Source organism: Rhizobium sp. RAF56 (assembly GCF_052113965.1).
GTDB lineage: Bacteria > Pseudomonadota > Alphaproteobacteria > Rhizobiales > Rhizobiaceae > Rhizobium.
Genome location: NZ_JBFRDU010000019.1, coordinates 41,660 through 67,617, shown reverse-complemented (window position 1 = coordinate 67,617; position 25,958 = coordinate 41,660). Strand labels below are relative to the sequence as shown.

21 protein-coding genes are annotated in these 25,958 nt (G+C 63.5%); 5 read left to right on the top strand and 16 right to left on the bottom strand.

The genetic code is table 11. The features are described from left to right. Positions 1 to 52: 52 nt before the first annotated feature. From pbpC to AB4048_RS17220, 8 genes are all read right to left on the bottom strand, one after another. Positions 53 to 2,137, bottom strand: coding sequence for a penicillin-binding protein 1C (gene pbpC / locus AB4048_RS17255; protein ID WP_442203211.1), 2,085 nt, complete (start codon positions 2,135 to 2,137; stop codon positions 53 to 55). Next, positions 2,137 to 7,599: an MG2 domain-containing protein gene (locus tag AB4048_RS17250; protein ID WP_442203210.1), complete on the bottom strand. Its 5,463-nt coding sequence runs from the start codon at positions 7,597 to 7,599 to the stop codon at positions 2,137 to 2,139. Before AB4048_RS17250 ends, pbpC begins: the two co-directional genes overlap by 1 nt. A gap of 137 nt (positions 7,600 to 7,736) precedes the next feature. Beyond that, the gene (locus AB4048_RS17245) at positions 7,737 to 8,459 is read right to left on the bottom strand and encodes an ABC transporter ATP-binding protein (protein WP_442203209.1); all 723 of its coding nucleotides are present in this window, start codon (positions 8,457 to 8,459) and stop codon (positions 7,737 to 7,739) included. Continuing rightward, the gene (locus AB4048_RS17240) at positions 8,459 to 9,292 is read right to left on the bottom strand and encodes an ABC transporter ATP-binding protein (protein ID WP_442203208.1); all 834 of its coding nucleotides are present in this window, start codon (positions 9,290 to 9,292) and stop codon (positions 8,459 to 8,461) included. The genes AB4048_RS17245 and AB4048_RS17240 overlap by 1 nt, the downstream gene beginning before the upstream one ends. Further along, positions 9,285 to 10,142, bottom strand: coding sequence for an ABC transporter permease (locus AB4048_RS17235; RefSeq protein ID WP_442203207.1), 858 nt, complete (start codon positions 10,140 to 10,142; stop codon positions 9,285 to 9,287). Before AB4048_RS17235 ends, AB4048_RS17240 begins: the two co-directional genes overlap by 8 nt. After that, positions 10,139 to 11,221, bottom strand: a complete 1,083-nt coding sequence (locus AB4048_RS17230; RefSeq protein ID WP_442203206.1) for an ABC transporter permease — start codon at positions 11,219 to 11,221, stop codon at positions 10,139 to 10,141. The genes AB4048_RS17235 and AB4048_RS17230 overlap by 4 nt, the downstream gene beginning before the upstream one ends. Beyond that, positions 11,221 to 12,810, bottom strand: coding sequence for an ABC transporter substrate-binding protein (locus tag AB4048_RS17225; protein WP_442203205.1), 1,590 nt, complete (start codon positions 12,808 to 12,810; stop codon positions 11,221 to 11,223). Before AB4048_RS17225 ends, AB4048_RS17230 begins: the two co-directional genes overlap by 1 nt. Before the next feature lie 32 nt (positions 12,811 to 12,842). Further along, positions 12,843 to 13,385 carry a hypothetical protein gene (locus AB4048_RS17220; RefSeq protein WP_442203204.1) on the bottom strand — a complete coding sequence of 181 codons (543 nt, stop codon included), beginning with the start codon at positions 13,383 to 13,385 and terminating at the stop codon, positions 12,843 to 12,845. A 245-nt stretch (positions 13,386 to 13,630) separates the two neighbouring features. On the opposite strand from AB4048_RS17220, the gene AB4048_RS17215 reads away from it, so the two are divergent. Beyond that, complete coding sequence (locus AB4048_RS17215) at positions 13,631 to 14,479, top strand: class I SAM-dependent methyltransferase (RefSeq protein WP_442203203.1); 849 nt, start codon at positions 13,631 to 13,633, stop codon at positions 14,477 to 14,479. On the opposite strand, the gene AB4048_RS17210 is transcribed toward AB4048_RS17215, so the two are convergent. The 3 genes from AB4048_RS17210 to gabD all read right to left on the bottom strand — a co-directional run bounded on the left by AB4048_RS17210 (position 14,476) and on the right by gabD (position 17,028). After that, positions 14,476 to 14,832 (bottom strand): hypothetical protein, encoded by a 357-nt coding sequence (locus AB4048_RS17210; protein WP_442203202.1) that lies wholly within the window; start codon positions 14,830 to 14,832, stop codon positions 14,476 to 14,478. The genes AB4048_RS17215 and AB4048_RS17210 overlap by 4 nt on opposite strands. 269 nt (positions 14,833 to 15,101) lie before the next feature. Then, positions 15,102 to 15,452, bottom strand: a complete 351-nt coding sequence (locus AB4048_RS17205) for a hypothetical protein (RefSeq protein WP_442203201.1) — start codon at positions 15,450 to 15,452, stop codon at positions 15,102 to 15,104. Between the two features lie 121 nt (positions 15,453 to 15,573). Continuing rightward, positions 15,574 to 17,028: an NADP-dependent succinate-semialdehyde dehydrogenase gene (gene gabD, locus AB4048_RS17200; protein WP_442203200.1), complete on the bottom strand. Its 1,455-nt coding sequence runs from the start codon at positions 17,026 to 17,028 to the stop codon at positions 15,574 to 15,576. A 200-nt stretch (positions 17,029 to 17,228) separates the two neighbouring features. Between gabD and AB4048_RS17195 the strand changes: the two genes are divergently transcribed. Both AB4048_RS17195 and AB4048_RS17190 read left to right on the top strand, forming a co-directional pair. After that, positions 17,229 to 17,918 carry a fumarylacetoacetate hydrolase family protein gene (locus AB4048_RS17195; RefSeq protein WP_442203199.1) on the top strand — a complete coding sequence of 230 codons (690 nt, stop codon included), beginning with the start codon at positions 17,229 to 17,231 and terminating at the stop codon, positions 17,916 to 17,918. Between the two features lie 53 nt (positions 17,919 to 17,971). Further along, a complete protein-coding gene (locus tag AB4048_RS17190; RefSeq protein ID WP_442203198.1) occupies positions 17,972 to 18,451 on the top strand; it encodes a class I SAM-dependent methyltransferase in 480 nt (159 codons plus the stop codon). Between the two features lie 76 nt (positions 18,452 to 18,527). On the opposite strand, the gene AB4048_RS17185 is transcribed toward AB4048_RS17190, so the two are convergent. Further along, the gene (locus AB4048_RS17185) at positions 18,528 to 19,406 is read right to left on the bottom strand and encodes an FkbM family methyltransferase (protein WP_442203197.1); all 879 of its coding nucleotides are present in this window, start codon (positions 19,404 to 19,406) and stop codon (positions 18,528 to 18,530) included. A gap of 29 nt (positions 19,407 to 19,435) precedes the next feature. Beyond that, a complete protein-coding gene (locus AB4048_RS17180; RefSeq protein ID WP_442203196.1) occupies positions 19,436 to 21,148 on the bottom strand; it encodes an adenylate/guanylate cyclase domain-containing protein in 1,713 nt (570 codons plus the stop codon). A 192-nt stretch (positions 21,149 to 21,340) separates the two neighbouring features. Between AB4048_RS17180 and AB4048_RS17175 the strand changes: the two genes are divergently transcribed. Together AB4048_RS17175 and AB4048_RS17170 are read left to right on the top strand one after the other, a co-directional pair. After that, on the top strand, positions 21,341 to 22,444 hold the full coding sequence (locus AB4048_RS17175) for a glycosyltransferase family 4 protein (RefSeq protein ID WP_442203195.1): 1,104 nt from the start codon (positions 21,341 to 21,343) through the stop codon (positions 22,442 to 22,444). Then, the gene (locus AB4048_RS17170) at positions 22,434 to 23,183 is read left to right on the top strand and encodes a polysaccharide deacetylase family protein (RefSeq protein ID WP_442203194.1); all 750 of its coding nucleotides are present in this window, start codon (positions 22,434 to 22,436) and stop codon (positions 23,181 to 23,183) included. Before AB4048_RS17175 ends, AB4048_RS17170 begins: the two co-directional genes overlap by 11 nt. A gap of 11 nt (positions 23,184 to 23,194) precedes the next feature. Here AB4048_RS17170 and AB4048_RS17165 read toward each other — a convergent pair whose 3' ends face one another. The 3 genes from AB4048_RS17165 to AB4048_RS17155 all read right to left on the bottom strand — a co-directional run bounded on the left by AB4048_RS17165 (position 23,195) and on the right by AB4048_RS17155 (position 25,815). Beyond that, positions 23,195 to 24,025 (bottom strand): MBL fold metallo-hydrolase, encoded by an 831-nt coding sequence (locus AB4048_RS17165; protein WP_442203193.1) that lies wholly within the window; start codon positions 24,023 to 24,025, stop codon positions 23,195 to 23,197. 205 nt (positions 24,026 to 24,230) lie between these two features. Next, on the bottom strand, positions 24,231 to 24,998 hold the full coding sequence (locus AB4048_RS17160; protein WP_442203192.1) for an SDR family oxidoreductase: 768 nt from the start codon (positions 24,996 to 24,998) through the stop codon (positions 24,231 to 24,233). A gap of 61 nt (positions 24,999 to 25,059) precedes the next feature. Then, positions 25,060 to 25,815, bottom strand: a complete 756-nt coding sequence (locus AB4048_RS17155; RefSeq protein ID WP_442203191.1) for an IclR family transcriptional regulator domain-containing protein — start codon at positions 25,813 to 25,815, stop codon at positions 25,060 to 25,062. Between the last annotated feature and the right edge of the window lie 143 nt (positions 25,816 to 25,958).

Genomic DNA, 25,958 nt, shown 5'->3' with positions numbered 1-25,958 from the left:
TCATCCTCCCGCATTGCTCTTATAAGGCCGCCGCCGGTCGATTCCATCTCCGCTACTGCAGGAAGACACCGACCGTGGCGGCCCGGCCTACGGCATCGATGACGGTCAACGTCGAATAGCCGTTACCATCCGGCGTCCATTCGCTCCGCCGATTGCGGGATATTTCGGGCAGCGGCCGGCCGTTGGCAAGCCAGCGGAAAGGCGCCCGCCCGCCCTGCAGCTTGAGCACGAGCGGCATCATCGCACCGTCAGGCCCCGCGCCCAGCTCCACATGCGCACCCTCCGGCGGATAGACGATCTGCGGCGCCGGCTCGCGAGTGGAAGCGGCAACAAGGCCTGCGGCGTTCAGCGAAAATCGGCGAAGGCTCGCCGGCAGCTGCGCCTGCGCGATCCTCACCGCCCCCGACGGCGCTGTCGGCAACGGCGTGAAAGCCACACCCGAACGCTCGAAGCCCTTGAAGAGAAGGGGCGCCGCCGACGCATAGCCGGTCAGGCCCGGCACCGCGCCGTTGTCGGGGCGGCCGACCCAGACGCCGAGGACATAACGGCCGTCGAAGCCGACGGACCAGGCGTCGCGGTAGCCATAGCTGGTACCGGTCTTGTAGGCGATGCCGCGCTGGATGCTGCCTGCGGGAGCGATGACGCCGGAGAGGATGTCGGCGACGTTCCATGCCGCCGGCGGCTCGACCACCGGCTCGCCATCGATGACGCCTGCCTTACCCTCTATCCCGTTGCCGAGCCGAACCGGTTTGCCGCGATTGGCAAGTGCTGCGTAAAGCTGGACGAGATCCTTGAGGCTGATGCCGACTCCCCCCAATCCAATCGCCAGCCCCGGCGCTTCGTTTGCCGGCAGCGCCGGGCGGACGTCGGCGCGGCGGAAGCGCGCCAGCAGCCGCGCCGGCCCGACGGCATCGAGGAGCCGCACCGCGGGCACATTCAGCGAAAGTTGCAGAGCCTGGCGAATGGTGACGTCGCCCTGATAGGTCATGTCGAAGTTTTTCGGGCGATAGCCGAAGAAATCGGCCGGCCGATCCTCGATCATGGTCTCCTGCGCGACCAGCCCTTCCTCGAAAGCAAGCCCGTAGATGAACGGCTTCAACGTCGATCCCGGCGAACGATTGACCCGCGTCATGTCGATCCAGCCCGAACGGCCGGCGTCGAAATAGTCTGCGGAGCCGACTTCACCGACGATCTCGCCGGACTTGACGTCCGCCATTACCATGGCGACCGACACCTTCGGATCGAGGCTCACGGCCGCTTCGCGCGCCACGGCTTCAAGCCCCTGCTGAATACCACGGCGAAGCGTGGTTCGATGTTTCTGAACGCCGGGCTCGATGCGCAGCGCTGCTTCGGCGAGGTGCGCCGCAAAGGCCGGCAGCTGCCGTCGGTTGGTCGGGACGGTGGCCAATTCCGCCCGTTCCGCCTCCCCATCGCCGACAACACGCGCGACGGCGGCCCGCTCAAGCACGCGATGGCGTGCGGCTTCGGCGGTTTTAAGATTGCGGTCTGGACGACGCTTCTCCGGCAGCTGGGGCAGCGCCACCAGAAGTGCTGCCTCCGCGACCGTCAGCCGGCGCGGCTCCTTGCCGAAATAGGCGAGACTGGCTGCGCGCGCGCCCTCCAGATTGCCGCCGTAAGGGGCGTGCGTCAGATAGAGATCGAGGATTTCCGCCTTGCTGAGACGCCGCTCAATCTGTATCGCGCGGGCGATCTGATAGAGCTTCGCGCCAAGCGAACGCTGGCTGCGCGGCTCGATCATCCGCGCCACCTGCATCGTCAGCGTCGACGCCCCCGAAACGACGTGGCCATGGGTCAGAAGCTGCAGCGCCGCCCGACCAATCGCAAGCGCATCGACGCCGTCGTGCTCGTAGAAGCGCCGATCCTCATAAGCGATGAGCATGCGGAGGAATTGCGGATCGACATCTCCGGCTCCCGTCTTCAGTCGCCAGCGGCCTTGCGGGGTAGCGAAGGCACGCAACAGCTGCCCATGGGCGTCCAACACCTCCGGCGACACGATCCGGGCCCTGTCGAGCGGTGGCGGATAGGCGCGATCGGCCAAATAAAGCGCGAGCACCAGCGCCGCCGCCAAAGCAAGGGCGCCGCAAATGCCTATCCCGATTTTGCGCCAGACCGACATTATTGCGCCGCCTGAACCTCCATTCGCCCGGTCGCCGTGCGGGCGAAGAATTGCGGGCGATACATGTCCTCGACATTGGCGCCCGGATGATCGTAGGTACCCGGCGTCACCGCCCGCACGACATAGGCAAGCGTGATCTCGCCGCTGTCGCCGGCCGCACGATCGAGCGCCGCGACGAAGCGATCGCTGCGGAATTCCGTATGCGCCGGCTGCACCTCGCCGATCCAGTCGAAGTTCGACAATTGCGCGCTGTTGACGAGGCCGGGGTTGTCGATCTCGAAGCCCGCGGGCAGGAGATCGGTGATCAGCACACGCGACGGCCAGTCGTTGGTCTCCGTCACCTTGAGGACGACGACGTAGCGCTCGTTCTGCCTGGCCTCGCTGACATCAGCCTGTTCACCGTCGAGCGTGTAATAGGCGCGTTCGATGGTGAAACCGTTGCCGCCGGCCGTCAGCGGCTGCTTCGGAGCCGCCACCGTCGTCACGGTCACCGACACCGAGTCACCCGTACGGTTGGTGACGGAAAGCGGATGCCGCAAAAGGTCGTCGCCGCTCATGCGCGCCATATAGGCGCCCGAATGTTCCGTCCCGTCGATATCTAGCCTAAGACCGGCGTCGCCGCTCCGCAGCGCACGGGCGGCCAGCAGCATCCAGGTCTGTTCCTGCGTGCTGGTATAAGGCTTCTTTCGCCATTCGCCGGCAACGGTCTTTGCGAGCTCCGGCACGATCGGCGGCACGGGGCGGCTTTCGGCGGCAAGCGCCAAGACGGCGGCAGCGTCGCGCAGCGACGAACCATAGTCGGAGCGCGCAAGGCTGATCTTCGTCACCTCCGCCTTTTGCGACATCTGCGCGGCATCGATGAAGATATTGCGGGCGCGGATCTGGTCGCCGTAGAGGGCAAGTGCCGCGGCAAGATGCGCCTTCGACAGCGGTGTCGGGAAATCGTTGAGCGCAGTGTCGGCATAGTAGCGCAGATCGCTGATCGCCGCCTTGCGGTTACGGGCCAGCACGTACAGCGCATAGGCGATCTCGTTGCCCCGGTCCTTGACGTTGGCGTCGTAGCCGATCGCGTTCTGCAGGTTCTCCAGCGCCTGCACCATGGCCTGATCCGGCACGTCGTATTTCTGCTCGCGGGCGCGGGTCAGGAAATCGGTTACATAGGCATCGAGCCAGAGGTCGCCGGACCCAGGCGCCCACAGCCCGAAGCTGCCTTCGGGAGACTGGTAGGAGAGATCGCGGTAGATCGCCTCCTGTATCCGCTTTTTCACGTCGGCGTCATCAGCCATACCCGCCGTCTTCGCCAGTTCGCTGAGGTAGAGGAGCGGCAACGCCCGGCTGGTCGTCTGCTCGGCGCAGCCGTAAGGGTAGCGGTCGAGGCTCATCAGCAGTGCCGGAATATCCGGCCCCTCGGCGCGGGCCACGTTGACGGCGACGGATGCTCCGGCAAGCAGGCTGTCGGCGAGAAGCTCGCCGTCGACCGAAAGCGCTGCCCCTGGCGCCAGGCTGATCGGCCGGCTCACCGTTACCGGCAGCGAGGAGGGCCGCACGGAAAGATCGAGCGATTGCTCGATGTTCATTCCGGCGCGATCCGAAAGAGCGACCGTCACGACCCCGTCGCCTGGCTGGACGCTGGTCAGCGGCAGGATTACGGCTTGCTTGCCGCCGGCCACAAGCCTGACGGTCCGATCGGCTGCCGCCGGGTCGATTTCGATCGCCGGATTGGTGGTCACATGCAGCAGGTAGTCGCCGGCTGGCGCGTCGGTGTTTGCGATATCGAGACGCAGTTGCGCCTTGTCTCCAGGTGCCAGGAATTTCGGCAGGCTCGCCGTCACCACGACGGGATCGCGGATGATCACATCGGTGCTGGCGTGCCCGACGCCCGTCTTCGACCAGGCGACGGCCATTATGCGCGCCGTTCCGTTGAACTGCGGAATGTCGAAACTGACCGTCGCCTTGCCGTCGGCGCCAAGCTTAACCGGGCCCGAGAAGAAGGCGACCAGCTTTTCCGTCGGCGGGCTGCCGTTGAGCGGCATGGCAGCGCCGTCGCCGCCGGTTCGCAGATGCCCCATGGCGCCAAGCGAGCCGTCGATCAGGCGGCCGTAGAGATCGCGGATTTCCAGCCCGAGCCTGCGCTGGCCGAAATACCAACCGTCCGGATCCGGCACGTCGTAGCGCGTGAGGTTGAGAATGCCGACGTCGACGGCGGCCACCGTGACATAAGCGTCCTCGCCGATACCAGCACCGCTCACCTCAACTGGAATCGAAAGCGCCTGCCGCGGCAGGGTCTTTTGCGGCGGCGACAGCTTCACGGCAAGCTTGCGGGCTGCGGGATCGACCTTCAGCCATTTGACGCCGATGGCGCGCATCGGCATGCGGCTTTCCTGCGCCTCACCCGGCCGGAAGAGGGTGGCGGTCACATAGGCGCCGGCGCCCCAGTCGGCCGTGACCGGCAGCTCGACTTCGCCACCCGCCGCACCAATGCTCGCCGTCCGCGTGAGCAGCACGCTTTCGGTGCCGACGTTGACGAGAAGCTCGCCTGCAAAGCGCGGCGACACCTTGAGCTTCGCAGTCTCGCCGACGGCATAGCTTTCCTTGTCGAGCCCGATCTCCAGCCCATCCGGCGTCTCCGTCGAGTTCGCCTCGACGTACCAGCCGGCATCGAACTCGATGCTTGAGGCCGGACCATCGGGCGATGCCGTATCGACCTCAAGTCGGTAGCGTCCCCAGCCCACCGGCACGCTGATATCGCCGCCGTCCGCCGTCAGATCGAGCGCGCCGTCGGCGAACTGTTTCGTCGTGGTCACAGGCTCGTACTTCCAGGCGCTGCCGTCGCGATACCATTGGTAATTCCGCTCGACACTTAGGAGCTTCCAGCGCACCCCGCGCATTGCTTGCTTGCCGCCATCGGGGTCGACCGAGATGACGTGAAAGCGGGCGACCGAATTCTGGCTGAGATCGCCGGCAAAGCCCGGCTTGATGCCGAGCATCGGGCCCTGCGGCTTGACGGGCAGCGTCAGCGTCCGCTCGACGGCGCGCCCGCCTGCCTCCTGCATCCGCACCGCTATATCGGCCTCCAGAAACTGCGTCGTCGAGGGCAGATCGGAGACGCCGACGTCGAACCTTGCATGACCCTGATCGTCGAGCGGCTGCAGATCCTCCAGTGGAACACGCGTGTTTTCAGCCGCCTCTTCGTCCGCGAGGCCGAATACATAGCCGGGCAGGCCGGCACTCTCCCGCGTCGTCTTCAAGGCGAGATCGCCTTCGAGCGTGAGACCGGCGGCCGGCGCGCCGTAGAGATAGCGGCCGTCGACGGTGACCGCTACGGGCGTGCCCGGCTCGATCGCCTTCGCCTCGCTTTTCAGATCGAATTCCGTGCGGTCGGGCACGAAATCGTCGACGAGGAACTGTTTCTCGCCGATCGCGCTGCCTTTCGGATCGGTATAGACCCGCATCGTCCAGGTGCCGCGCATGGCGTTCGGCTGCAGCGGCAGATCCAGCGTGTAGCCGCCAAGTGCGCCGCCGTTTTCGACCATGCGCCGGTCTTCGACGCCGTCGGGGCGGGTGAAGACGAAGGTGAGCGGTAGCTTCTCGATGCCTTCAGCGGCGGTGTCGCGGGCAAGGGCCGCGGCATGAACGGTTTCGCCGGCGCGGTAGATGCCGCGCTCGGTCCAGGCGAAGAGATCGATGGCGCCGGGTGCCGCGCGCCCGGTCACGCCGCGATCGGAGAGATCGAAGCCGGCGCGCGTCATGTCGAGGAAGACATAGTCCTTGTCGCCGTTCTTGGCGGTGATGACGGCCGGCGTCATCGCCGCCGTGCCGCGCATCAGCCCGGCGGTGAAGCTGGCGCGACCATCCGCGTCGGTCTTCGCTGTCCCGAGGATTTCGTTGTTCTTCGCCAGCAGCTGCAATTCCACGCCGGCGAGCGGCTTGGCGCTGGCAAGCGACCGGACGAAGACGCTCAGCCCATCCGTGCCGGCATAGGTCGAAATGCCGAGATCGGAGACGACGAACCATTGCGTCGCCTGCGCGTCCCACTCCTGGTCGGGCATATTGGGCAGCGTGGCGGTCAGTACATAGACGCCAGGTTTGCGCTCGGGCAGAGCCTCGTCGACCGGAAAGGCGGTCACCGCATCCTTGTTAAGTTCCGACGGCGTGTCGACGGCGCCCTGCCACATGAGTTCGCCCGCCTCGTCACGCAAGCGTCCGGCGCTATAGCCGTCTATCTGCGTCAGGAACTGCGAGCTCGCAAGCAAGGGCGCAATGCCTCGATCGCCGACGCGGTAGAGCTTCAGGTTGACGCTCGGCGTGTTGACCGAAACAAGCGGGATGCCGCGCCTGACGGTCGCCGGCAGCACGAAGCTGTCGCCGGTGAAATGCACCATCGCCGAGCGGTCCTTGACGTAGAGGTCAAGATCAACCTGCGCTTCCAGGTTTTCCTCGACCGAGGAGGGCAGTCCGCGGCGCAGCACCAGCTTGTAGCGCTCGCCATGCGCCAGCCCCTCGACGCAGATCTGGTCGCCCTTGGCCTCGACCGCGGCGGGCGCCGCGCCGTTGAGGATCACGAACGGCGCATAGTCCGTGCCACCTTTTAGGAGCTGCTCGGAAAACTGCACGCATGCACGCGGCGTCACGCTGTCGGCGTCTATCGTGTGATTGATGACGCGGAAACCTTGCCGAGCGCGCAGATCGGCATAGGCGGCGCGGACTGTCTTTGCTTCGGTAAGCGCCAGGCTTGCCTTATACGCGCTCAGCGCCGCGCGAAAATTCTCGGAATTCTCCAGCGACTTGGCGAGAACCGAAAGCGCGTCGGCGCGGTCTTGTGTCGTGCGGCTGAGCTGATAGCCATTGAGCGCTGCAATCGCCGCTTGACCAGCGATGTCGGCATTGCCGGTGATGGCGTTGGCGGCCCGCGCCGTCTCGGTCCAAAGCGCCCCGTCGTCCGGGTTGATTGCGAGCGCGCCCATGAAGGCCTTGATGGCGTTTTCGACGTTGTTGTTCGTGAGCTCGATGCGGGCGAGGGCAAGCAGGCTCTGAAGACCCTGGCCCTGCTGCTCGTCGGCGAGCGTAAGACCCGCCTTTGCCTCGCGGGCATCCTGCACCAGCTTGTCGGAAACGAAGGCAAGGCGTGGTGCAGCACCGATATCCGGATCGCCCGCCGTTTCAACGATCTTGCCGGCCACGGCCCCCGGAAAACTGTTCAACTGGTTGAAGTCGGACTTGAGGAAGCACCACTTCACTTTGGGATTATAGGTGAAGGCACGGCACGTCCTGTCCCCGACGCAACTCGCCTTGCATTGTTCGAGTGTGCGGTTCTGTTCGGTTCGCAAATCGAAGCCGAAATAGTCGCCGTCTTCAGTCACCACGACGTCGCGTTTCGGTTCCGCCGCGCCGCCCGGCACGGCAGACAACAGGGCGGCTGCGAAGACGAGGGCGGACAATTCGAAAAACGCGCGCTTAAACATGTGTCCCCCAACGCCAGCCGCATGGATCAGGGCAGTTTTTCAAATTGGGGAAACTTGTCAACGAGCTTCGACCGATGAACGCGTCAAGATCGGAGACTTGCCGTAGAATCTCAGGAGTGGATCGGATTTCGTCCGGTCTAAACCGGCTCCTCCGCCTCAAAGCCCGCCGCGAGTGCGGCCCGGTCGAGTTCGCGCAGGATTTTCCCCGCACCCATCAGCACCGCGCGGTCGCACATGTGCGCGACAACGCCCGGATCGTGGCTGACGAGCACCAGCGTCATCCCCTCCGTGCGTTTCAAGTCGTTCAATAGATTGAGAATTTCTGCCTGCACGGAAACATCGAGCGCCGAGGTTGGTTCATCGAGCAGCAGCAATTTCGGCTTTAGGAGCAGCGCTCTTGCGATCGCCACCCGCTGGCGCTGGCCGCCGGATAGCTGATGCGGATAGCGGCCGGCGATCGCCGATGCCAGACCGACGCGCTCAAGCGCCACTACCACTTCTCCATCGACGTCGCGGCTCCCTGCTAGCGATAGCGGCTCCCCGAGGATGCGGCGGATGCGATGGCGTGGGTGAAGCGAGGAATAGGGATCCTGGAACACCATCTGAATGTCGCGCCGAAGCGCGCCGGTGATCTTGCGGCCGGGCTGGAGCGCCTCGCCGAAGGCGCGGATCGAACCCTCCCAGTGGGTATTCAGCCCGGCAACGGCGCGCAATGCCGTGGTCTTGCCGCAGCCGGACGGGCCGATGAGGCCAAAAGTCTCGCCCTCGGCGACAGAAAAGCTGACATCCTTGACCGCCGAGAAGCGCCCCTTGGCGCCTTCGAAGGCGATCGACAGATGCTCGACGCTGAGCGCGGCCATCAAACAGCGTCCTCCCGTTCGTCGAGCACCGGCAAGCGCGTGCCGTAGGTCTCTGCGGAAGGCCGCGCCGCCCAAAGGCCGCGCGTATAGGGCGATTGCGCGTTCGAAAGTTCCGCAGCCGGCAGCCGCTCGACGATCTCGCCACGACGCATGACGAGCACGCGGTCGGCATAGCGCGATACCTGCTGAAGATCGTGACTGATGAGAAGCAGGGACATGCCGAACTCCTCCGTCAGCGTGCGCAGCAGCGTCAGGATCTGGTCCTGCAGACCTCGATCGAGCGCCGAAGTCGGTTCGTCCGCGATGATGAGTTTCGGGCGGTTGATCAGCATGGCGGCGATCATGACGCGCTGGCCCATTCCGCCGGAAAGGGCCGCCGGATGGCTCGCATAGACGCGCTTCGGGTCCGTCAATCCGACCTTATCCAGCATGTCGAGCGCCCGCTCCCGACGCTCGCTGGCCGAGAGTCTGGTGTGCAGGAGCAACGCTTCCTCCACCTGCCGCCCGACGCGATGCGCCGGGTTCAGCGAATACTTCGGATCCTGCAGGATGAGGCTCATGCCGCTACCGCGCAGCCGGTTCCAACCCGAGGCGTTCAGCGTTCGCAGATCCTGCCCGTCGAAGGCTAGCCTCTCCGCAGCGATCTCAGCGCGGCGCGGCAGCAAGCCCATGATGGCGCGGCCCGTCATCGACTTGCCGGAACCGGATTCGCCGACGAGGGCCACGATCTCGCGCCCGACGGTAAGCGACACTGATTTGACCACCTGCACCGATCCGGCGTCGGAGGGAAAGGCGATCGAGAGGTTCTCGATGTTCAGGATATGATCAGTCATGGCGCGGATCCAGGATATCGCGCAGTCCGTCGGCGATCAGGTTGAAGCCGAGGGAGGCGATCAGGATCGCAAGGCCGGGGGCGGCGGCGATCCACCACTGGTCGAAGATCACCTGCGTGCCGCCGGCTACCATCGAGCCCCATTCCGCCGTGGGCGGCCGTACGCCGAGGCCAAGAAAACCGAGGCCCGCGGCGGCAAGGATGATCCCGGAAAGATCAAGCGCCAAACGGATGACGGCGGAAGGGAGCACCAGCGGCAGCACATGGCCCCAAAGCAAGCGGATACCCTTGATGCCGACCATCTCGGCGGCGGCAAGATAGTCGCTGCGGCGCAATGCGGCCGTCTCCACGCGGGCCTGACGCGCATAGGCGGGCCAGCTCGTCAGGGACAGCGCCAAGGCGCCGTTGAAGAGGCCTGGCCCCATGATCGCGACGAAGGCGAAGGCGAGCAACAGGCGCGGGAAGGACATGACGATGTCGGTGACGCGCATCAGCACGCGCTCCGTGAGGCCGCCGAAGTAACCGGCGAGAATGCCGACCACGATCCCGATCGGCGCCATTAGAAGCACGACGAACAGCACCAAAAGCAGCGTCGGCCGCGCCCCGAAAATGAGGCGCGACAGCTGGTCGCGACCGAAAGCATCGGTGCCCAGCCAATGCGCAGTACTCGGCGGCATCAGCCGGTTTGCGGTTTCCTGCAGATTGGGATCGTAGGGCGCGATCCACGGCGCCAGCAAGGCAACGGCGAGCATCAGGCAAACGATCACCCCGCCGACGACGGCCGACGGCGAACGCAGGATGCGGCGGAAAAAGGAGGAGGGGCGAAGGATGGGATCGGCGGCAAGGCTCATCGCACCCGGTCCTTCCCGATATTGCTGACTGCAAGATCTGTCAGTGCGTTCAGCAGCACGAAGGAGCTGCCGACCACCAGCGTCGCACCCAGGATCGCCGGCATGTCGCCGGCAAACATCGCCGTCGTCAGATAGCGGCCGATGCCCGGCCAGGCAAAGACCGTTTCTGTCAAGACCGCACCTTCGAGCAGGCTTGCATAGGCGAGCGCCAGAACCGTCAGCAGCGTGCCGGCGACATTCGGCATAACGTGGACGAAGACGATGCGGCCAAGTCCAGCGCCCTTGGCGCGGGCGGTCGTGACATATTCCTGGCCGAGTTCGGTGAGGATCGCGGCACGCGTCAGCCGTGAAATGCCGGCAAGCGCATAGAGCGCGAGAACGATTGCGGGAAGGGCGAGATGGGCAAACACGTCGCGCATCGCGCCGGCTTTGCCCGAAAGCCAGGCATCGATCACCGCAAAGCCCGTCACCGGCTTGACGGTATATTGAAACACCACGTCGAGACGACCCGGGCCGGGCGCCCAATGCAGGCGGGCGTAGAAGAGAAGCAGCATCAGGAGGCCGAGCCAGAAGATCGGCACGGAATAACCGAACAACGAAACCAAGCGCGCCGCGGCGTCGACCCAGGTGCCGGGGCGCATCGCAGCGGCGATCCCAAGCGCAAGGCCGATCACGCCGCCGATGATGATTGCGGCGGTGGCAAGCTCGATCGTGGCCGGGAATGTGCGCGCGATGTCGCTTGCGACCGGTTGTCCGGTTGAGATGGAGAGGCCAAGATTGCCGGAAACGGCTGCCTGCAAATAGCGGAAAAACTGCACCGGCAGCGGCTGATCGAGGCCGAGCGCGATGCGCGCCGCCTCATAGGTCGATTTGCTGGCATGGTCGCCGACCATCTGCAAGGCAGGGTCGATGGGCGAAAGCCGCGTCATCGCGAAGGTTACGATCGACAACCCCAGCAGCGTCAGCGCAAAGGACCAGAACCAGCGCGCCAGCCGCCACACATAAGAGAACCCCCGCCAGCCGGCCGGCTGGCGGGAGTCTTCAGTTCCAGAGGATGCGCGGATATCCGCAGCCTGCATTACTTCTCCACGTTGTCGTAGTAGACCTGATCGGCATTCAGGCCTTGGGCATAGTTCTTGACCTTGTCGCTTAGCACGACCTGATCACTGCCTTGAAGCATGAAAACGAACGGTGAGCTCTTCTGCACCTTCTTCTGCAGGTCCTCGTAGAGAGCGACGCGCTTGGCGGCATCCAGTTCCTTGACGGCGGCGAGCGTCTCGTCCGTCAGTTCCGGTATCACCCAGCCGGCATATTTCGCAGCCGTGTTCGTCGAGTTGTCACGGTTGATGGCAAAGGCGCTGGCGTTGGAATGCGGATCGAAATAGTCCGGGATCCAGTAACGCAGCGTCATCTCGTACTGGCCGGAACGGCCCTTGGCGTAGATTTCACTAGCAACGCCCGGCTGGATGTCGAGATCGATGCCGGCCTTGGCGAAGCTCGACTGCAGCGACTGTGCGATCGACAAGAATGGCTGGTCGTTGAAGACGATGAACTGCACCTTCACGGGCGTCTGGATGCCGGCATCAGCCAGGATCTTTTTCGCCTTTTCGACGTCGAGCTTGAACGGCGTGTCGGTCAGAGCGCCGGGGAAGCCGACCGGCAGGAAGGCCTGATGCACCTGCGCCTGGCCGCGCAGCAGGTCCTTGGCAATGCCGTCATAGTCGACGAGATAGCGTGCCGCTTCCCAAAAGGCCGGATTGCCGAGCGTCGGATTGGCCTTGGAATTGATCAGGATGTAGTCGGTGCGGGCGGACGGGACGGCGAGAACCTTGACGCCTTCCTTGCTCTTCAGCGCCTCGATCTGGTCGGCGCCGAGGCCGCGGGCGATATCGGCGTCACCCTGTTCGACGAGCAGGCGGCGGGCGCCGGCATCCGGCACGTTGCGGACGATGACGCTTTCGAGCTTCGCCTTGTCGCTCGAGGTCGGGTTGGCCTTCAGCACCAGCGCTTCATGCGGCGTGTAGGCGTCAATCGAGAACGGGCCGCTGCCGGCCGAGTTCGTCTTCAGCCAGGCATTGCCGAAGTCGTTGTCCTTGGCCTGGGCGCTGACGGTCTTCTCATCGACGATGGAGGCAATCGGCGCCGTCAAGAGCGAGAGCGCGAAAGAGGGGCCGACATCGGCACTCCAGGTGAGCTTCACCGTGCTGTCGTCGACTTTTTCGATCGCCTTGTCGACGTTCTCAGCCTTCCAGCCGAGTTCGTTGAGGATAAAGGCGGGCGATTTGTTGAGCTTCACGGCACGCGTCAGCGAGAAGATCACGTCTTCCGGGCGGACCGGATTGCCCGAGGCGAACTTGGCGTTCGGGTCGAGCTTGAAGGTCAGGCTCTTGCCGTCGGCGCCGGCTTCCCAGGAGGCGGCGAGAGCCGGTTCGATCCTGGTCCCGTTGGCGCGGTTCGACTGAACGAGGCGCTGATAGAGGTTGTTGAAGGACTGTACCGTCGTCAGCTCAAAGCCTTCCGCCGGGTCGAAGCTTACCGCATCGTCGATCGACTGGGCGACGACGAGCACGTTTTGAGGGGTTTCGGCCTGGGCAATGCCGGCGGTGAAAGCAAGGGCCGCGCCGAACACGGTGCCGAGCAGGCGGGCGCGATAGGATGGGATACGCATGGTGTCTCCTCTGGGGTGATGTCTGAAAAGAATTACTTGCTGGGGAATTCGAAGCCTTCCAGATAGGGAAGGAGTTCCGGGTCGATGTCGATCTTGACGACATTGTTGAAAATCGCCGTGGCAATCATGATGCCGGCAAAGGCGACGAGGTTGACGAGCGTCGGCTCGTCATTGCGCGCCTTCAGCCGGCTCCAGATCACGTCCGGGACGTCATTGGAATCGGCGACGATCGCCTTTCCAAAATCGATCAGCAGCGCCTCATCCTCGGTGGGGACCACTTCATCAGGCACAAGGCCTGCATTGATCAGCGCCCGGCGGAAGAAGCCGACCGGGATGATCGACCGGGTCTCGATCGCAATCGTCAGGCAGAACAGCCAGATGGCGCGGTCGTCGAGCGCCGGACGCAACTCCTCGCGCAGCGTGAACCATTCGGCATAGATCCGATGCGCCTCGGGCGAATGCAGCAGCGTACGCTTCATATTCGTCATGCGGCCGCGCAGGGAGACCTCCCTGTCATGCTCGGCGCGGATCGCGTCGGACGCTGCTTCGTAGTCTATGTGTGACAGGTGGCTCATCGGGTTGCTCGCGGATTCTGCTTTAAACTTAAAGCTATGCACACGAATTGGGCAGCGTGTCACCATCCGGCTTTGCCGCAGATCGGCGAATATTTTTATAATTTAGGCATGCTGCGTGGAAAAAACCCCCGGCAGTTCTCCGATCGCTTCGTGTTCGATGAACGGGCCGTTGACGGGGCTACTGAACCGTCGCCTAATCTCGCTCGCGCAAAATCTCATGCTCAGGAGATTGGTGGGGGCTAACCATGGAAGTTGCAGACAGCAGCGATGCAGACGGTAGCGTGCCATATATTCTTGTCCATTCCGACCGCGAAATCCGGCGGCTCAAGCATCAAGCCGATATCGTCAATCCGATAACGCGGCGCATTCTGCAGCTGGCTGGTATCGGCCCCGGCATGCGGGTGCTCGATGTCGGCTGCGGGGCTGGCGACGTCACCTTTCTCGTCGCGGAAATCGTCGGCGAGACGGGCCACGTGGTGGGGGTGGACCGGGTTCCGGCGGCCCTGCGGGCTGCCGAAAGCCGTGCCACAATCGAGGCGATTGGAAACGTCAGCTTCCGCGAGGGCGATCCGCAAACTCTGTCGTTCGAGGAACCGTTCGATGCCGCGATCGGCCGCTACGTGTTGATGTTCCAGGCGGATCCCGTCGCCATGCTGCGCGGTCTCGTGCCGCATCTGAAATCCGGCGGCATCGTTGCATTTCACGAGCCGGATTGGGACGGCTGCCTGTCACGGCCGCTGGCGCCGCTCTACGACCGCTGCATCGGGATGGTGGTCGAGACGTTCAGGCGCTGCGGCATCGAGACCAATATGGGTCTGAATCTGGATGCCGCCTATCGCGCCGCCGGGTTGGCCGCGCCGGCGATGCATATGGAGGCCGTGGTCGGCGGGGTCAACGGAGGGCTGGACTGGTCGCACCAGCTCGTCGAACTGATCGTGACGATGTTGCCGGAGATCGCCGGCCGCGGCGTCGCAACGGCCGCCGAGGTCGACATCGACACCCTCGAGACCCGGCTGCGCCGCGAGATCGAAGCCGGCAGCGTCATCGCCGGCCGCGGCGAGATCGGCGCATGGTCGAACACGCCGGCGCATTAGCCTGGTGATGGCTTCGGCCTATTCTCCATGAAGTCGAGCGCCTCAAGGGCAGTGCTGCAGGCGCTTGCGAGGTAGCTCCGGCCGAAATCAGTCGGGTTTACCTCTTCGCTCATCTCGTCTTCGAGCGCTCGCATGGGGGTCTCGATGCGAAGCCTGACCCGAGCGTAAATATCCGGCGTCAGGAAGGGAGAGGTTGCCGCATCCGTCAGTTCGCTCGGCATGGCGATGTAAGTGCCCGAAAGGTCGAAGACGTCACGGCTCTTGAAGGTCGATCCTCGGTGATAAATTTTCTTAGCTATGACTTCTGCCGGGCGCTCGCGAATGATAATTCGCCCCAAACGGGGTCGTGGCATCGTCCAGCAACGGAGACGCCCCAAGGAAATCGATCTCACCTTTTCCCTTTACGATCAACTTCAGGTAGTGTCCGGGATACTGATAGTCGGGTCCGTTGGTTTCCTCGTTCCAGCAGATCATCCGCGTAACGGTGTTTCTGACGGGAACGAGGCTTTGGATAAGCTTGGCCGAATCTAGGAATGCGCCGATGTCGTAGCTTACGCGATGGCAAAGATCGATAGCAAGGGACGTTCCGCCGCCGAACGTCCATGTCGGGGCCGGCTCCCTGTCAGTCGTTATGGAATCGACCGCCCGAAGTGTGAGATCCATCAGCGTCTGCCATTGAGACGGTAGCCATCTCCCGGATCCATCGCGCATTTTCATAATCGTCATCGACATCCCAGAACGAGATTGCCTGGGAAAGATTATCAAATGTAACCGAGCCTTCCACAACCATGTCCATTATGACTTCCAGGCCGACTTCTCTGAAAAAGGCGCGGACATGCGGTCGCCATTGCCTGTCCGTGATTGCAAGAAGCAGGCAGGCCATCAGGGTGTCGGCATCGATGTGAATGGGCAACGGCGCATTGACCGTCGTCAGCGCGCGCCAGATCGCCCTACTTGTTGCCACGCGTTCCATGCCGCAACCTTTAGCAGATCGCTCAAAATCCCTCAAGCAAACCAGTGAGATATGGGTTCATGCGAGCGGAGGTCAGCTCCACCAGCCTCGCTTTGGGAGGCCGGCGGAATGCTTGGCGAGATCAGGCGATGCCGCCGAGGCAAACGTATTTGACCTCCATGAATTCCTCGATGCCGTATTTCGAGCCTTCGCGGCCGAGACCTGAGAGCTTTACGCCGCCGAAGGGGGCTTCCGCGGTCGAGATAAGGCCCGTGTTGACGCCGACCATGCCGTATTCCAGCGCTTCGGCAACGCGGAAGACGCGGGCAAGCTCCTTGGCGTAGAAATAGGAGGCAAGGCCGAACTCGGTGTCGTTGGCCTGTTCGATGACGTCGGCCTCGTCCTTGAAGCGGAAGAGCGGTGCCACCGGTCCGAACGTTTCCTCGCGCGCGACGGCCATGTCCCGCGTGACGTTCGTCAGAACCGTCGCCTCGAAGAAGGTGCCTCCAAGCTGGTGGCGCTTGCCGCCCTGGACGACCTTGGCGCCCTTGCCGACGGCATCGCTGATATGCTCTTCGACCTTGGCGAGCGCCGCCTTGTCGATCAGCGGTCCCAGTATGACGCCCTCGTCGAAGCCGTTGCCGGTCTTGAGCTTGCCGACGGCGGCCGCGAGCTTTTCCGCGAAGGCGTCGTAGACACCCTCCTGTACGTAGAGACGGTTGGCGCAGACGCAGGTCTGTCCGTTGTTTCGGTACTTGGCGATCAGCGCCCCCTCGACCGCGGCGTCGAGATCCGCGTCGTCGAAGACGATGAAGGGCGCGTTGCCGCCAAGCTCCAGGCCGAGCTTCTTGATGGTCGGCGCGCTTTGTTTGTAAAGCTCGGCGCCGATCTCGGTGGAGCCGGTGAAGGTAAGCTTGCGCACCGTCGGATTGGCGGTCATTTCCGCGCCGATCGCCGCTGCCGAACCGGTGACGACGGAGAATACGCCCTTCGGCAGGCCGGCGCGCTCGGCAAGGATGGCGATGGCGATTGCAGAAAACGGCGTCTGTGACGCTGGCTTCAGCACCATGGCGCAACCGGCGGCAAAGGCGGGGCCCGCCTTTCGCGTGATCATGGCGTTCGGGAAGTTCCAGGGCGTGATCGCCGCGACGACGCCGATCGGCTGCTTCATGATCATGATGCGCTTGTCCGGCTGGTGGCCGGGCACGAGATCTCCGTAGACGCGGCGCGCCTCTTCCGCGAACCATTCGATGAAGCTGGCGCCATAAACGATTTCGCCGATCGCTTCTGCAAGCGGCTTGCCCTGTTCGAGCGTGAGGATGCGGCCGAGATCTTCCTTGTTTTCGACCATCAGCTCGAACCACTTGCGGATAATTCCCGAGCGCTCCTTGGCCGTGCGCGCGGCCCAACCCTTCTGCGCGACCCGCGCGGCTTCGATGGCCGCCTTGGTTTCCGCAGCACCGAGCTTCGGTACGCGGCCGATGATCTCGCCGGTCGCCGGATTGTTCACCTCGATGGCGTTCTTCGGATCGGCATCGATCCATGCGCCGCCGACGAGGGCAGCCTCACGGAAAAGCGACGGGTCTTTGAGGTTCATGGTCTTGTTCCTTGCTTGCATCTCTTTGGGCGGGAGCCCATCACCCGCTATCCTGCGCATCCGTGCGCTCCGGATCAAGAGCGAATTGGGTGCCCGATCCAGCCGATCACGTTTGAAAAGCCGCGCCGGAACTGGCATGGTCCAGGCAAAGCGGGTGGGCGCCGGGCGTGTGCCGTGCGCCCTGAAATTTCGAGGACATCATGACTGACTACATCTTTGCGCCGCCGCCCGTCTCCAGCGTTGCGATTGCCGGGACGGATGCGCGCTTTCCGGTTCGCCGCATCTTCTGCGTCGGCCGCAACTATGCCGCCCATGCCCGCGAAATGGGCGGCGATCCGACCCGCGAGCCGCCTTTCTTCTTTCTGAAACCCGCCGACGCCGTCGTCGATAGTGGCACGACTGTCCGCTACCCGCCGGAGACCGGCAATCTCCATCACGAGATCGAACTCGTCGTCGCGATCGGCGAAGGCGGGGTGAATATCGCCCCCGAAAGGGCGCTCGAACATGTTTTCGGCTATGGTGTCGGGCTTGACATGACCCGTCGCGATCTGCAGGAGACGGCCAAGAGCCTGCGCCGCCCCTGGGACTGGTCGAAGGGTTTCGACCAGTCGGCGCCGATCGCGCCGCTCCTGACGGTCGCCGATATCGGGCATCCGAGGAGCGGCCGAATCTGGGTCGCCGTCGACGGCGAGATCAGACAGGATTCCGATATCGATCAACTGATCTGGCCGGTCCCCGATGTCATTTCCTTCGCCTCACGCTCGGTCGAGCTGAAGCCCGGCGATCTGTTCATGACCGGCACGCCTGAAGGCGTTGGCGCCGTCGGGCGCGGTCAGGTGATGACCGGCGGCATCGAAGGCCTCGGCGAAATCACGATCGCCATCGATTGAGCCAGCCTCTCGGGGTCATGCCGACCAAAAGCAACAAAACCAGGGAGCAGGCCGTGAGCCGTCTCGACAGTTTCATCCGCCGGTTGACGGCGCAGCGCGATATCCTCGATGCCATCGCAGACGAAGTCCGCCATATCGACGGGCCTGTTCTTGAACTCGGCCTCGGCAACGGCCGGACCTTCGACCATCTTCGCGAGCGACTGCCAGGGCGGCGCATCATTGCGTTCGACCGAACCGCCAACGCCCACGCACTGTCGATGCCGCCAGAGGGCGATCTCCTGCTTGGCGAGATCCGGGATACCGCCCAGCGCTTCGTCGGGATCGGCGCCGCACTTGCCCACGCCGATATCGGCACCGCCTACGAAGACGTGGACGCGGCGACGCTGACCTGGCTGCCGCAATTGATGGCGGGTGTGCTGAAGACGGGCGGGCTCGCCGCAAGCGGACTGCCTCTCGAGCATCCCGAACTCGAACCGCTGTCGCTGCCGCAATCGGTCCGCCAGGATCGATATTTTCTCTACCGTCGGCGCTGACGAAGTCAAAAAGCCATGCCGAACCGGCCGGAGGAGGGAGCCCTGCCGTCGACTTTGCTCAATGTGGCATTGAAAATCATGCGCGCGGAAGAAAGAGAACGTCGAACTGATCACCCTCGACCGGCAATTCGGCGACCTTCATGGCCTGCCGCCGGTCCTCGACGAAGGCCAGGCAATCGTCGTAGTAACCGCCGAGAAAGCGCACGAACTCGGCGGCTTGTTCCTGACCATAGAAGGCCGGGGTGTATTCGATGTAGAGCGGAACACCCTGCGCCAGCAGGGTTTCCATCGAACGGCAGGCGAACGGCTCATAGCCCTCGATATCCATCCAGACGAGGCCGACATCGGCTGCGTCCGCACCGGCACTTTCAAGGATCGCCGGCACCCGCCGCACCGGAACGGTGATCCGCTGGTCGCGGGCGCTTTGCTGGATGGCGCTACTCTTGCCGCGATTATTGCGATGAAGGAAGAATTCGAGATCCCCCTCGCGGTCGCCTGCCGCGCAGTGGACCGCGCTTACCCGATCCCCAAGCCCGTTCTGCTCGATATTGGTCACCAGCATGGGGAAATTGCGGGGATCCGGCTCCACGGTCACGATACGGCCGAAGGCGCCGCTCAGCGCGAAATAGACTGTCTGGGTGCCGATATTGCCGCCAAGCTCTAGAAGGACTGTTCCATCCCGGAGGAGCCCACGTTCGCTCAGCACGGCAAGAAGTCGATCGACATGGTCGCGCTCGAAGTGTCCCTTCCGGAATACCTTCCGCCCGATATAGTCCGACGGCGAAAAGCTCATGATGTGATCGCCGCAATCGACGGTCATGCTGGTGACGCGCGGGCCGATGGCGCTCACCAGCAGTTCGCGGCCATAGCGCGTGTCGAAAAACCGCGTGGCGAGGCGGTTTCTGTATTTTCGCAGTCTTCGCTTGAAGGATTTGGCGAGAGATTTCTTGTGCATCGCTGCCATCCCTACACCGCGTCGCTAAATCACGCAAAGCGCTCGGCGTCTTCCCGGTCGACGATGTAAACGCGCAACGGCTCGCCCCGACCGCGCACGGCAATCTGCCGACTTTCAAGTTGCGAAACGTCGATGCCCGACAATGTCGCGACCGGCTCGGAAAAGACGAGTGCGCTCTCGAACTCCTTCGCCGCGGTCTCCAGCCTGCTTGCGACGTTGACGGTGTCACCGATCGCCGTCAGGTTCTTCACCGCGCCATAGCCCATCGAGCCGACGATGGCGGGCCCGGTGTGGATGCCGATCGCGATGCGCAACGGGATGGACAAATCATCCGCCAGCTCTTCGCCCAGTCGGTCCACCTCACGGATGATGTCCGCCGCCGCTTTTAGCGCCTGGCGGCAGGCCTCCTCGGGCGTGTCCCTGAGCCCGAACAGCGCCATGGCGCCGTCGCCGATGAACTTGTCGACCCTGCCGCCCGCCGCCTCGACGGCACGGCCGACGATCGAAAAGTAGCGGTTGAGGAGAAAGACGATATCGAAGGGCAGCCTCGCCTCGGTCAGCGTCGTAAAATGGCGCAAATCGCAGAAGAAGATCACCATTTCCCGCTCCCGGCCGGCGCTGGCGGGCTGGCTGAGGACAGGTATGGACGTCTCCGGCGCAGGAATGAGCAGGGGAACGACCGCGATGTCCTCCGTTGGCCGCAGCTGGCAGGCAAGGCGGACATCTGAGGCAGCACCTATACGGGCAAGCGTGCGCCGCTCGATAGCCTCTGCCGGCGGCAATGCCGCAACGCCTTCGACCACCTGCACGCGGCAGGTCGAACACTGTCCTTTACCGCCGCAGACCGAATAGTGCGGAATGCCCCCGATACGGCTCGCTTCAAGGATCGTGAAGCCTTTCGGCACGCGCACGATCTCACCGCCGGGATAACGGATCGACAGCTGGTGCGGCCGCTCGCGCCAGCGCCGTTGCACGCGAAAGGCATAGATGCCGACGAGCGACGCAAGGAACGCGCCGTAAAGCGCCGTGCGCGACCGGGCGACGGCCTGTTCCCGCTCGCCTGTCGGCACCGACACGTACTCGCCGAAACTGCGGGCATCATCGTAGTAGCCGCCGGGATAGCCGCCCTCGGCCTCGACCTGCACGATCGTCCTGCCCATGGTGGCAAAGCCGAGCAAAGCCAGAACCGGAAGCATGACGGCAAACGCCAGCGCGATCGGGGCGAGCCGGGTGTACCACGGCCGGTAGCGCAGCCAGAAATGCACGCCGATGCAGCCGTGCACCCAAATGACGATTAGGGCGATGCTCTGCCGCACGCCATTTACGGGAGAGGAGACCCAGAGAATGCGTACGATGGCGTGATAGTTGTCGGAGAAGCCGTATAGAAGGTGGGCGAGCCGGGTGCCGATCACATGCTCGATGATGAGTATCGGGATCAACAGGCCGGTCACTGTCTGAAAGGCTTCGCCAGCGGGCATCGCAAGCGTGCGGCGCATCGCAAGCGATCTTAGAACGAGAACCACATGCACCGCGAAGGCCCCGTAAAGGAGGACCGTGGCGACCGGGTTTCGCCACACCGCCAGAAACCAGTGCCGCGCCGCCTCGGCAGCACCGATCGAGATCAGGCCGAGGGCATGGTTGGCAAGATGCATAAGGACGAAAACGAATATGACGAGACCGGCGCCAAGGCGAGCTTTTCGGATGGTGCTGTTGGAAATGACCGTGCCTGCCTTTGTCGTCATCAAACCGGGTTCCGGTGGCCTGTTCACAAACGGTGGGAAAGCAGATAATGACGGCTCAGACCGCTTTCGGACCCATCGAGATATCGGCAACCGTATGCAGGATCATTGTGGCAGGCAACCTGCCGAAAGACGAGCAGCGCGGTCACGTTTGACGGCCGGCATATCACATGATTGTCAGCCGGCGGCAAGATCATGAGGATCGCATTCTACGCTCCCCTCAAATCACCGAATCACCCGGTACCATCAGGCGACCGCCTGATGAGCCGGCTCCTGATGGCAGCCCTTGCCGCCGCCGGACACCAGGTCGAGATCGTCTCCGAATTTCGCGGCTACGCCGCTGAGCCGGATCCGCTGCTGCTTGATCGGCTCGCAGCGGAGGCGAAAGCGGAAGCCGCGGGTATCGCCGCACGCTGGGTGACAGGCGAAAAGCCCGATCTCTGGTTCACCTATCATTCCTACTACAAGTCTCCCGACCGGATCGGTCCGCGGCTTTGCGCGAGCGCCGGTATTCCTTACGTCACGGCGGAAGCCTCCTATTCCCGACGCCGCGACGAGGGTGGCTGGTTCGAAAGCCAACAGCTCGTCGTCTCCGCCGTCCGCGAGGCCGCACTCAATCTATGCTTTACCGAGCGCGACAGGGCAGGGCTCCTAACCGTCGTGCCCGAAGGACACTATGCAAGGCTTCTGCCGTTCATCGACGCCAAGCAATTTGCGGTTCGCCAAACCGCCGCGTCGGCGCCCCGCCGGCTCGTGACGGTGGCGATGATGCGGCGCGGGGTCAAATTCGACAGCTACGTCCTGTTGGCAAAGGCGCTCGAGCGCATTCGCGACAGACCCTGGACGCTGACGATCATCGGCGGCGGGCCGAAGCTAGCCGAGATCGAAGCCCTGTTTTCCGCCTTCGAACCCGGCCGTATCATCTGGCGTGGAGAACTCGCCCCCGACGCCGTCGCGGCGGAGCTGATCGCGGGCGGCATCTATGTCTGGCCAGGTTTCGGCGAAGCCTATGGGCTTGCCTATCTGGAGGCACAGGCGGCCGGACTGCCGGTCGTCGCCCAGAAGACGGCGGGTGTTTCCGAAGTAGTCGAAGACGGCCGCACCGGCCTCCTGACCGCGGAAGGTGATGTCGATGCCTTTGCCGGGGCGATCGCTTCCCTGCTTGACGACGACGCGCTCGCCAGCGAGATGAGTGACGCCGCCCGCCGCTTCGTGCACGAGGAGCGGTCGCTGGCGGCCGCCTCCCAACGACTTGACCTTCTGTTGCGCCAATATACGAGCCAGGCCTATGAACGATGATGCAATCTGGAAGCCGCTGCGCGCCGAGCTCGACCGCTGGGCGGACGCCGGCCGCAGCGCCAGCCTCTGGTTCCGCGACGATGACGCGATCAAGCCGACGCCGGCGCTGGCGCGTCTCCTCGATCTGACCCGTCGACACGCCGTGCCCCTGACGCTGGCCGTCATTCCGGCCCCGAGCGGCGAAGCGCTTGCCTCCTGTCTCGCGAAAGAGAGCCACGTCGCCGTCGCCGTGCATGGCTGGACGCACACCAACTATGCCGACGACCTCTCCAAGAAGCAGGAATTGGGCCAGGATCGGCCGGAACGCGTCGTTCTCGACGAGTTGGGGCAAGGCTTCAGAAAGCTCGAGGCACTCTATCCAAGCCGCTTCGTGCCGATGCTGGTGCCGCCGTGGAACAGGATCGCCGGGCCGCTCCTGCCGCATCTCAAAGGCTTCGGCTATCGCGCCGTTTCGGTCTACGGACCGGCGAAGGCCAATAGCCCGATCCCGCTCGTCAACACCCATGTCGACATCATGGACTGGCACGGCACGCGCGGCGGGCGCCCGCACAGCGAGCTTGTCGGCTTATTGATCACAGAGCTTCAAGAACGCTTCCTGGGGGACGCCGAACCGATCGGCATCCTGACGCACCATCTCGTCCACGACGAGAACGCCTGGAGTTTCATCGACCGGCTCTTGCAGGAAACCTCCGGCCACCCGGCAATCCGCTGGCGGCCGGCCGTAGAGTTTGTGCCCTAGACGGGAGTTTCTTATAACTCGATCATCTGGCCGTCGTAGGCGGCGAAGGAGGCGGGGAAGCTTTCGCGCGCATCCGCCTGCATCTTATCGAGTTCGGCATCGGAGCGTGCCGGAGCGTGGTGGAAAAGCGCGAACTGCTTGACGTTGGCAGCCTTTGCGAGCTTGACCCCTTCCTGCCAGGTGGAGTGCCCGAAGCCTATATGCTTCGGCATTTCCGCCTCGCTATAGGTCGTGTCGTAGATGGCGAGATCCGCGTCCTGCATCAGGTAGAGCGCCGCCTCGTCGAGCTTTCCCGCGACATGTTCGGTATCGTAAAGGAAGGCGATGACCCGCCCCGCCCATTCGACGCGGTAGCCGATGCAGCCGCCGGGATGATTGAGCTTGGCCGTGTGAATGACAATGCCGTCGTGCGGCTTCAGCGTATCGCCGGCACGGAAATCGCGGAAGGCGAGTTTTGCTCGACAGATATCCGGCTCGACCGGGAACCACGGCGGGCGCATGAACTGGCCGATGAGCTGGCGCGTCGTCGTCGTGCCGTTGAGATGGCCCGACCACAGGTTGACGCGAAGCTTCGGATCGTAGATCGCGTCGAAGAACGGCAAGCCGATGATGTGATCGTAGTGCGAATGCGTGAAGAACAGATCCACGTCGTGCGTGCCGTCGGCGGTCAGCGACGAGGCGGCCTCGCGCAAACCGGTGCCGGCGTCAAAGATCAGATGACGATTTCCGTATTTCACTTCGATACAGGACGTATTACCGCCGTAACGCTCAAATTCCGGGCCCGATACGGGGATACTTCCCCGCACACCCCAGAATTTGATCTCGAATTTATCGTTTTTCATGCGCACTTCGACACCGATTGCCGCCGATCCCAACGTAAGCACAATTTTTTCATCGTGCGAAGCCAGCTTTTTCTCTGAAAAGCGTCACGCTTTGGAATGCTAATCCCATAACCTTAACGCCGTAACCTTCATGAATGTTGCTAGCTCAGCATTATGTAGTGATCGTGAAGCGCAAACAAAAGCTCCTCGACCTTAGCCCTTTGGCTCATAGACTCGTGGTGATCCCGCCGTCGACCATCAGCATCTGCCCGGTGACGAAAGAGGATGCATCGGAGCTCAAAAACACCGCGGCGCCCACGAGTTCGTCAACCTCGCCCCAGCGTCCCGCGGGCGTTCGCCCCTCCAGCCAGGCGGAGAATTTCGGGTCGTCCACAAGCGCCTGATTGAGCGGCGTCTTGAAATAGCCGGGAGCAAGCGCGTTCACCTGCAACCCGTACTTCGCCCAGTCGGTCGACATGCCGCGCGTCAGGTTGCGCACGGCTCCTTTCGTCGCGGTATAGGGGGCGATATTCGGGCGGGCGAGTTCACTTTGAACCGAGGCGATGTTGACGATCTTGCCCCGGCGGCGCGCGATCATGTGGCGGGCGACGGCGCGGCTGACGTAAAATATACTTGAGACATTGGTGCGCATCAGCGCGTCCCATTGCTCGATCGGGAAGTCTTCGAGCGGCGCGCGGTATTGCATCCCGGCATTGTTGACGAGAATGTCGATCGGGCCGAGTTCCGCTTCGATCCGATCCACGCTCTCGGCGGCCGATTGAGCGTCCGTCACATCGAAGACGGCGCTTTCGGCCGCATATCCCGAGGCCTGAAGCCCATCGACGGCCGCCTGCGTTTTCCTTGCGTCGCGGCCGTTGAGGACGACGGTCGCGCCGTGCTGCGCAAACCCGTGGGCGAGTGCGAGCCCAATGCCCTGGCTGGAACCCGTCACCAGGGCGCGGCGGCCTGCAAGGTCGAATAGTGGAAATGTCACGGCTAGCCTCCTCCGGTGCGCCGGCGGATAGAAGTACAGACGCCGTTCGATTGCAAGCCGCTCAGCGCAGCACGAGGCGGAGCGCGCTCTGCGTTTCGATGAGGAGCGGCAGAAACCGTTCCGCCATTTCGGCTGCAGGCACCACTGCCGCCGGCGCGCCGATGTTCAGCGCCGCCAGCGTCTGGCCGCGATCGTTGGCGATGGGTACGGCTATGGAGCAAAGCCCGATCTCCAGCTCCTGATCGATGATGGCATAGCCCTGCGCCTTGACCCGCCGAAACTCCTCCATCAGCACCTGTGGATCGGTCTTTGTCATGGGGGTATTGGCCTTGATAGCCGTGCGCGAAAGGATCTGCAAAGCCTCGCTTTCGGGAAGCTGCGACAAGAGTACCCGCCCCATCGACGCACAGAAAGCCGGCAGCCGGGAACCGGGGCTAAGGTTGATCGACATCACCCGGCGCTGCGAGGCACGCGCGATGTAGACGATCTCGGTGTCGTCGAGAACGGATGCCGATGCGCTCTGTCCCGCCTTTTCGCAGAGCTGATCGAGATAGGGCTGGATGATCGAGGGCAGGGGGGTCGCCGCCAGATAGGCGTGCCCGAGCCTCAGTATCTTTGGCGTCAGAACGAAAAACTTGCCGTCGTAGTCGGCATAGCCAAGTTCGGCGAGGGTCAGCAGCGAGCGCCGGACCGTCGCTCGGTCGAGGCCCGTCAACTTGCTGGCTTCTGCGATGGCCAGCTTTTGCCGCGTTTCGCCGAACGCCTCGATGACCTTCAGGCCCTTGGCAAAACCGCTGACGTAGTCCGTTTCCCGCATGTCGGCCCCTTTCCTGCTTGAATGATTCTGTGCGATATACGAACAAAAGTCAAATAGCGCACAAAACGATTGACCGGGCCCGAACTTTTTGAGCTTATTCCTCGCATCGCAAAGGTGTTCTACCTGCCACTCGCGCGCCGGCT